The organism is Actinomadura sp. WAC 06369, from assembly GCF_003947565.1.
Classification (GTDB): Bacteria; Actinomycetota; Actinomycetes; order Streptosporangiales; family Streptosporangiaceae; genus Spirillospora; species Spirillospora rifamycini.
This window is the reverse complement of the sequence record NZ_QHJN01000241.1, coordinates 1-8,633: the sequence shown is the minus strand read 5'-3', so window position 1 is coordinate 8,633 and position 8,633 is coordinate 1. Positions and strand designations below refer to the sequence as shown.

General features: G+C 74.7%; 5 protein-coding genes. 3 read left to right on the top strand and 2 right to left on the bottom strand.

Features of this window, described 5'->3' with window-relative positions; genetic code table 11:
* The first annotated feature begins 130 nt into the window (after positions 1 to 130).
* A complete protein-coding gene (locus tag DMH08_RS36680; protein ID WP_125620787.1) occupies positions 131 to 1,108 on the top strand; it encodes a DMT family transporter in 978 nt (325 codons plus the stop codon).
* On the opposite strand, the gene DMH08_RS36675 is transcribed toward DMH08_RS36680, so the two are convergent.
* Complete coding sequence (locus tag DMH08_RS36675) at positions 1,097 to 5,680, bottom strand: ATP-dependent helicase (protein WP_125620785.1); 4,584 nt, start codon at positions 5,678 to 5,680, stop codon at positions 1,097 to 1,099. The two genes, DMH08_RS36680 and DMH08_RS36675, sit on opposite strands and share 12 nt — an antisense overlap.
* Before the next feature lie 113 nt (positions 5,681 to 5,793).
* Between DMH08_RS36675 and DMH08_RS36670 the strand changes: the two genes are divergently transcribed.
* Positions 5,794 to 7,092: an alpha/beta hydrolase gene (locus DMH08_RS36670; protein WP_125620783.1), complete on the top strand. Its 1,299-nt coding sequence runs from the start codon at positions 5,794 to 5,796 to the stop codon at positions 7,090 to 7,092.
* Positions 7,093 to 7,102: 10 nt separating this feature from the next.
* Positions 7,103 to 7,297, top strand: coding sequence for a DUF3046 domain-containing protein (locus tag DMH08_RS36665; RefSeq protein WP_026405529.1), 195 nt, complete (start codon positions 7,103 to 7,105; stop codon positions 7,295 to 7,297).
* A gap of 18 nt (positions 7,298 to 7,315) precedes the next feature.
* Here the strand turns inward: DMH08_RS36665 and DMH08_RS36660 are convergent, their stop codons facing one another.
* On the bottom strand, positions 7,316 to 8,521 hold the full coding sequence (locus DMH08_RS36660; protein WP_199748181.1) for a glutathionylspermidine synthase family protein: 1,206 nt from the start codon (positions 8,519 to 8,521) through the stop codon (positions 7,316 to 7,318).
* Between the last annotated feature and the right edge of the window lie 112 nt (positions 8,522 to 8,633).

Genomic DNA, 8,633 nt, shown 5'->3' with positions numbered 1-8,633 from the left:
GTGTGGCGGGTGGTGTGGCGGGCATCGCGGCGGCTCCTTCGCGTGACGTACACCACGAGTATACCCACCGGTATGGGTAGTGTAGCTATACCGGTATGTATACCTCGATCGTCCGAGGAAGGACCCCCGCATGGCACCGCACCGCACGGACGCCCTGCTCGGCGCCGGATTCGTCGTCCTGTGGAGCTCGGGCTTCATCGGCGCCGAACTCGGCGCGCAGAGCGCGCCCACGAGCACCCTGCTCGCCTGGCGGTTCATCACCGCGCTCCCGGTCCTCGCGCTGTGGTTCGCCTGGCGGCGGCCGCGCATCCCGCGCCGCGACCTCGCCCTGCACGTGCTGATCGGCCTCCTCGGGCAGGTCGGCTACCTGTACGGCGTCTTCGAGGCGTCCCAGCAGGGGGTCGACGCGGGCGTCAGCAGCCTGGTCGCCGCGTTGCAGCCGCTCGTCGCGGTCGCCCTCGCCGTCCCGCTGCTCGGCGAGACGATCGGCCGGTGGCAGGCCGCCGGGTTCGTCGGCGGGCTCGGCGGCGTCGCGCTCGTGGTCGGCGGGGAGCTGGGCGGCGGCGCCCCCGCCTGGGCGTACCTGCTGCCGTTCGGCGCGATGCTGAGCCTGGTCGCCGCCACCCTCGTCGAGCGCCGCGCCCGCCCGGCCGCCGGCGTCATGGAGGCGCTGACGATCCAGGCCGCGGTGAGCGCCGTCCTGTTCTCGGGCCTCGCGGCGGCCGAAGGCGCGCTCGTCCCGCCCGCCGAGCCGGACTTCTGGGGCGCCGTCGCCGTCCTGGTGGTCCTCGCGATGTTCGGCGGCTACGGCCTGTACTGGGTCAACGTCCGCCGGACGGGCGTGGCCCGGGTGTCGGCGCTGCTCTACCTGACGCCGCCCACCACGATGATCGGCGGCTGGGCGCTGTTCGGCAGCACCCTGCCGCCGCTCTCGCTGCTGGGCGTCCTGGTGTGCGCCGCCGCCGTGACCGTGGCGCTCCGCGGAGCCCCGCTGCGCCGACGGGATCAGGCGGCTCATCGCGGGGGGACGACCCCCCGCACCCCCCGGACCGACCCCGTGGGCTCCGCTCCGCGGAGCTCCGCTGCGCGAACGGGATCAGGCGCGTAGCCGCAGGCCCTTGGGCGTCGGGTGGAAACCGGCCGACTCCAGCGCGGCGGCGAGCGGCGACCCGGCGATCGCGGCACCGTCCGCCCGTTCCACGGTGAGCTTGCCGAGCGCCCCCTCCCGGACGGCGAGCGCCAGCGCGTCCACCGCCGGCTGCAGGACCTCGGCGTCGCCGTCCCAGGTCAGCAGCGTGCGCCCGCCGCGCTCCACGTAGAGGACCAGCCGGCCCTCGACCAGCACGACCAGCGCCCCGGCCTTGCGGCCCGGCTTGTGCCCGCTGATCGCCTCGTCGTCGCGCGGCGGCCACGGCAGCGCGGCGCCGTACGGGTTGGCGGGGTCGGCGGCGGCCAGGACGAGCGCCCGGTCGGCCCGCTCCCGCCGGGAGCCCGGATGCGGAGCGGGCGCCTCCCACAGCGCGGACAGGTCGTCCGGCGCGGCGGGCGCGGCGGGACGCAGCGCGCGGAGCCGGTCGACGGCGCCCGGCAGCGCGAACTGCGCGGCGCCGAGCCCCTCGACGAAGTAGCCCCGGCGGCACCGCCCGCTCTCCTCGAACGCGCGCAGCACCGGGTAGACGCCGGCGAACCCGCCGGGCGTCCGCTCCGCCGCCACCGCGCCCCGGATGACGATGCCGTACCGCTCCAGCAGCGCCTCCGCCAGCGCGGTCGACCGCAGCGTCGCGGTCCCCTCCCGGTCCGGCAGCGGCCACCAGCGGCCCGCGACCGTCGGCGGGCCGGTCCGCGACGGGAGCACCGGACGGCCCCGCCGCGTCGTCCGCGACCGGTGCGTCGGCCGTCCCGACCCGAGCGCGGCGCGCAGCGGAGCCAGCGTGTCGTTGGTGAGCACCCCCGCCCACACGAGGTCCCAGACGGCGGTGACCAGGTCGGCGTCGGCGGCGGTGACGTCACGGTTCACCCGGTCGGACAGCGTGCGGAAGAACAGCGCGCCGCCGTCGCCGAGCGCCGCCAGCACCGCCTCGTGCACCGGCGTGATCGTGATCTCCGCCGGCTCCGGCATGAGCAGCGGCGCCGTGTCGGCCAGGTACAGCGCGATCCAGCCGTCCCCGCCCGGCAGGCCGCCCTGCCCCGCCCAGACGACCTCGCCCGCCGACGTCAGCTCGTCCAGCATGGCGGGGGAGTAGCCGGGCACCCGCGCCGGCAGGACGAGCGTCTCCAGCGCGGACGCCGGGACGGCCGCGCCCTGCAGCTGCTCGATTGCCTGGACGAGCGCGTCGACGCCGCGCAGCCGCGACCCGCCGGTCACGCCGTGCCACGCGGGCAGGAACCTCCCCAGCGACTCGGGCGGGGACGGCTCGACCTCCGCGCGCAGCCGCGCGAGGGAGCGGCGCCGCAGCGTCCGCAGCACCCCGGCGTCGCACCACTCGTTCGTCAGCGGCCCGGACACCGCCCCGACCGGCAGGAACTCGCCCTCCGCGACGCGGCCGGCGGCGGCGAGCCGCCGCAGGGTCTCCACGACCACGGCGGGGCCGAGCCCGAACCGCGCCGCGGCGTCGCCCGCCCGGAACGGGCCGTGCGTCCGCGCGTACCGGGAGACCAGGTCGCCGAGGGGGTCGTCCACCGGCTCCAGGAACGCCTCCGGCACCCCGACGGGCAGCGGCGCGCCGAGCGCGTCGCGGAGCCGCCCCGCGTCCTCGATCGCGGCCCAGTGCTCGGTGCCCGCGACGCGCACCCGGATCGCCCGCCGGGTCGCCTCCAGCTCCGCCAGCCAGTGCGCCGACCCGGTGCCGAGTGACCGGTCGGCGACCTCCGCGGTCGTCAGCGGGCCGAGCGCGCGCAGCAGGTCGGCGACGCCCTCCAGGTCGCGGGCGCGCCGGTCCTCGGCGAGGCGCTGCAGCTCGCGTTCGGTGTCGGCGACGACCTCCGGGTCGAGCAGCTCGCGCAGGTCGGCCTGGCCCAGCAGCTCCGCCAGCAGCGAGGTGTCGAGCGCGAGCGCCTGCGCGCGGCGCTCCGCGAGCGGCGAGTCGCCCTCGTACATGAACGCGCCGACGTAGTGGAAGAGCAGGGACCGCGCGTACGGGGACGGCTGCGGCGTCTCGACCTCCACGAGCCGGACCCGCCGCCCCGACACGTCCCGCATGAGCTGGACGAACCCGGGGACGTCGAACACGTCCTGCAGGCACTCGCGCATCGTCTCCAGGACGATCGGGAACGACGGGTACTTGCTCGCCACCGACAGCAGCTGCGCCGCCCGCTGCCGCTGCTGCCACAGCGGCATCCGCTTGCCGGGCCGGTTGCGGGGCAGCAGCAGCGAGCGCGCCGCGCACTCCCGGAACCGGGCCGCGAACAGCGCCGACCCGCCCAGCTCGTCGACGACGATCCGCTCGACGTCGTCCGGGTCGAACACGGCGACGTCCAGGCCGGGCGGGTCCTCCATGTCGGGGACGCGGATGACGATGCCGTCGTCGGCGTGCATCGCCTGCGCGTCGACCCCGTACCGCTCGCGCAGCCGCCCCGCGATGGCGAGCGCCCACGGCGCGTGGACGCGCGCGCCCAGCGGCGAGTGCACCACCATCCGCCAGTCGCCCAGCTCGTCGCGGAACCGCTCCACGACCATCGTCCGGTCGTCGGGCAGGTGGCCGGTCGACTCCCGCTGCTCCGCGAGGTACGACACGAGGTTCGCGGCGGCGAACCCGTCCAGCCCGGCGGCCGACACCCGCCCGCGCGCGTCGTCCTCGGGCAGCCCGGACAGCTCGCGGGTGAACGAGCCGAGCGCGCGGCCCAGCTCGGCGGGGCGGCCGAGCGCGTCGCCGTGCCAGAACGGCAGCTTGCCCGGCTGCCCCGGCGCCGGCGACACCAGCACCCGGTCGGGCGTGATGTCCTCGATGCGCCACGAGCTGGCGCCGAGCACGAACACGTCGCCGACGCGCGACTCGTAGACCATCTCCTCGTCCAGTTCCCCGACCCGCGACGCCTTCTCGCCGACGAGGAACACGCCGAACAGGCCGCGGTCGGGGATCGTCCCGCCGCTGGTCACCGCGAGCCGCTGCGCGCCGGGACGGGCGTTGAGCGTGCCGTTCACCCGGTCCCACACGAGGCGGGGCCGCAGCTCGCCGAACTCGTCGCCCGGGTAGCGGCCCGCGAGCATGTCGAGGGTCGCCTCGAGCGCCGAGCGCGGCAGCGTCGCGTACGGGGCGGCCCGCTTGACCAGCGCCTCCAGGTCGTCGACCGGCCACTCGTCCATCGCCGTCATCGCGACGACCTGCTGCGCCAGGACGTCCAGGGGGTTGCGCGGGTACCGCAGCTCCTCGATCTCGCCGCCGCGCATCCGCTCGGCCACCACGGCCGTCTGCACCAGGTCGCCGCGGTACTTCGGGAAGATCACGCCTTTGGAGACGGCGCCGACCTGGTGGCCGGCGCGCCCGACGCGCTGCAGCCCGTTCGCCACCGACGGCGGCGACTCGACCTGGACGACCAGGTCGACCGAGCCCATGTCGATGCCCAGCTCCAGGCTGGACGTCGCCACGACCGCGGGCAGCCGCCCCTCCTTCAGCGCGTTCTCGATCGCGGCCCGCTCCTCCTTCGACACCGACCCGTGGTGCGCGCGGGCGATCTCCCCGGGGGCGCCCTTCGCGGCCCCGGCCTGCGCCATCGCCTCGGCGGGGGTGTGGTCCTCGGGGAGCGCCTCGCCGGTCGCGCGCTCGTACGCCAGCTCGTTGAGCCGCCCGCAGAGCCGTTCGGCGAGCCGCCGCGAGTTGGCGAAGACGAGCGTCGAGCGGTGCGCCTCGATCAGGTCGAGGAGGCGGTCCTCCACGTGGGGCCAGATGCTCCGCTGCCGCGGGTCGGCGGCGCCCGCGTCGTCGACGAACCGGCCGACCTCGCCCATGTCCTCGACGGGGACCACGATGTCGAGGTCGAAGACCTTGTCCGACGGGGGCTGCACGACCCGCGCGGGCCGCGTCCCGCCGAGGAACGCCGCGATCTCCTCGGCCGGGCGGACGGTCGCCGACAGCCCGATCCGCTGCGCGGGCCGCTCCAGCAGCGCGTCCAGGCGCTCCAGCGACAGCGCCAGGTGCGCGCCGCGCTTGGTGCCCGCCACCGCGTGCACCTCGTCGACGATGACGGTCTCGACGCCGCGCAGCGACTCGCGCGCCTGCGAGGTGAGCAGCAGGAACAGCGACTCGGGCGTGGTGATCAGGATGTCGGGCGGCTTCGCGGCCAGCCGCCGCCGCTCGTCGGCCGGGGTGTCGCCCGACCGCATGCCGACCCGGACGTCCGGTTCGGGGAGGCCGAGGCGGCGCGCGGCGTGCCGGATGCCGGTCAGCGGCGCCCGCAGGTTGCGCTCCACGTCCACGGCCAGGGCCTTCAGCGGCGACACGTACAGCACGCGGCAGCGGCGCAGCGGGTCGGCGTCGGGCGGGGGACCGGCGGTGAGCCGGTCGAGCGACCACAGGAACGCCGCGAGCGTCTTGCCGGACCCGGTCGGCGCCACCACGAGCGTGTTGTCGCCCCCGGAGACGGAGTCCCAGGCGCCGGCCTGCGCGGCGGTGGGTGCGGCGAACGCCCCCGAGAACCACTCGCGGGTCGCCGGGGAGAAGCGTTCGAGCACGTCACCGCCCATGGCGCCATCTTGCCTCGCGGGTCCGACAGAACGGGACGCGGGTGGCGCGCGTCACATTGTAAGCAAGCGCTTGTCAGGGCAGTCTGGGCGGCGACCGCCCTCAGGGAGCCGCCATGCCGTACGCCCTCCTGGCCCTCGGGATCCTGTTCGCCGCGCTCGCCGTCAACGCGCACCGCCCCGCCAAGAACCCCGTGCTGCTCGCGCCGAGCTTCTTCGCGGGCTGGTGGGCGATCGAGCTCGCGCCCCACCTGCTCGCCGCCGAGGCCGCCGCGCTCGCCCTCGCGGCATGGAACGGCGGACTGGACGGCCGGGCCGGCCGGGCCGGCCTCCTCCTCGGCGTCGCCGGGGCCGCCGGCCTCGCCTGGACCATCGCCGTCTCCCGCCGGACGACCGTCACCCTGCGGGAGAGCGGCGTCCCGTTCGAACTCGACCCCGGGCCCGCGCCCCGCTACCCGCGCTCCCACCTGGTCGTCCCGCCGCTCTGCCTCGTCCCGCGCAAGGGAGTGCGGGTGACGCGCGACATCGCCTTCCACGAGGACGGACGGCTCCGCCTGAAGCTCGACGTGTACCGGCCCGCCGCCCCGAAGGACGGGGGAGACGGGGGAGCGCTGCGCCCTGGGCTCATGCAGATCCACGGCGGAGCATGGATCATCGGCGACAAGCGCGAGCAAGGCCTGCCCCTGCTCAACCACATGGCCGTCCAAGGCTGGGTGGGGTTCAACGTCAACTACCGGCTCAGCCCCCGCGCCACCTGGCCCGACCACCTCGTCGACCTGAAACGCTTCCTCGCCTGGTACCGCGAGCACGCGGCGGACTACGGCGCCGATCCCGACTTCCTCTGCGTGACCGGCGGTTCCGCCGGAGGGCACCTCGCCGCCATGGTCGCGCTCACCGCGAACGACCCCGACTTCCAGCCCGGCTTCGAGGACGCGGACACGTCCGTCCAGGGCGCCGTCCCCTTCTACGGCGTGTACGACTTCTGCGAGCCCGGACCCTGGCCCGTCCCCTTCGGCTCCACCAGGCTCGTGGAGCGGTGGATCGTGAAACTGCCGTTCGCCGAGAACCGCGACGTGTACGCGAAGGCGTCACCGGTCACCCATGTCCGCGAGGACGCGCCGCCGTTCCTCGTCGTCCACGGCAGCCACGACTCGCTCATCCCCGCCCCCGAGGCCCGCCGGTTCGTCGAACGGCTCCGCGCGGTCTCCCGCGCGCCCGTCCTGTACGCGGAGATGAAGGGCGGCCAGCACGGGTTCGACGTGTTCCCCTCCTACCGGACCGCGCGCGTCGTCGAAGGCGTCGAGCGGTACCTCACCGGCCTGCACCGCCAGTACCGGCAGGGGACGGGACCGGCCGTGCCCGGCGAGGTCGCCGAGTCCCTCGACCGGTCCGCGCGGGACGGTCCCGTCGGATAGCGTGGGAGGCGTGCGGCTCACGGTGTTCTGGGAACGGATGAACGAACAGTTCGGCAAGGGCTACGCCGAGAGCGTCGCCAAGGACTACGTCATCGCCGACCTGGGCGGACGCACCATCGAGCAGGCGCTCGCCGACGGCGAGTCCGCGAAGCGGGTCTGGCAGGCCGTCGTCGCCACGTTCGACGTCCCCTCCCGGCTCCAGTAGACCCCGGCTTCGGGGAGGTCACCCCTTCCGGAGCGACGTCCTCTCCTTCACCAGCGACGTCTTCGCCGGAGCCACGACCCGGTGCGGGACGAACGACGACGTGTCGTCGGTGATGAGCCCCGACGTCTCCCGGATGCCGATCCCGGCCGCCGCGTCCTGCACGACCCACGCGCCCAGCACCGGACGCTCGCCGTCGAAGTCCGGCAGCGGGCAGAACTCCTGGAACACGAACCCCTCCGCGCCGTAGTCGCCCTGCGTGCGCTGCTCGCCGCCGTCCGGCGTCACGATCCGCATGCTCGCGCCCTCCCGGCCCAGCAGCGGCTTCTGCACGTACGACGTCAGGTTCGACGGGGTGTTCAGATACGTCGGCAGCAGGTTCGGGTGGTCGGGGAAGAGCTCCCACAGCAGCACCAAGAGCGCCTTGTTGGACAGCACCATCTTCCAGATGGGCTCGATCCAGGACGTGGACGCGAACCGGATGTTGCGGCCGAACGGCTCGGCGACGATCCACTCCCACGGGTACAGCTTGCAGAGCGTCCGGATCTCCCGCTCGTCGAGGTCGACGAACCGGCGGTTCGCCGCGTCCCAGCCGACGTCCTCCATGGCGATCGCCGTGCCCGGGAGCCCCGCCTCCTCGGCGGTCTCCTGCATGTAGGCGATCGTCATGACCTCCTCGCCGCTCTCGTCGTCCGTCGTCCAGGCGAAGTGCGCCATGTCCCCGTCGACGCTCGGCGCGATGTCCTTCCAGCGCGCGACGAGGCGCTCGTGGATCGAATTCCACTGGTCGTCGTCCGGATAGACGTCCTGCAGCCAGAACCACTGGACGACCGAGCTCTCGACGAGCGCCGTCGGGGTGTCGGCGTTGTACTCCAGCAGCTTCGCGGGGCCCCGCCCGTCGTAGCGCAGGTCGAACCGCCCGTACAGGTGCGGGTCGCGGCGCCGCCAGGACGCCTCGATGAGCGGCGCGACCCACTCGGGGATGCCCAGCACGTGGTAGCGGCCGGTGGACACCACGTGCTCCACCACCTGGAGGCACATGTCGTGCAGTTCCTCGACGACCCGCTCCAGCTCGAGGACCTCGTCCAGATCGAAGACGTAGTGCACCGACTCGTCCCAGTAGGGACGGCTCAGATGCTCGGGGTGCGCGGTGCGGTGGAACGCGAGCCCGTGCGACTCGACCTTCTCCGCCCAGCCGTCCCGCGGCGTCGAACGCATGCGGCGCACCGGATCAGCCCCCGCCCCCGCCGCGGGACGGCTGGGCGGAGAAGGTCGAGTCGCACGGGCTCGCGTTCCACCGCACCGCGCACCCCGAGCATCTGAGCCGTCCCTACTGGGA

Bases quoted from the DNA above. Each gene is read 5' to 3' on its own strand.
- DMH08_RS36680 (WP_125620787.1), top strand. From the start codon at position 131: ATGGCACCGCACCGCACGGACGCCCTGCTCGGCGCCGGATTCGTCGTC.
- DMH08_RS36675 (WP_125620785.1), bottom strand. From the start codon at position 5,680: ATGGGCGGTGACGTGCTCGAACGCTTCTCCCCGGCGACCCGCGAGTGG.
- DMH08_RS36670 (WP_125620783.1), top strand. From the start codon at position 5,794: ATGCCGTACGCCCTCCTGGCCCTCGGGATCCTGTTCGCCGCGCTCGCC.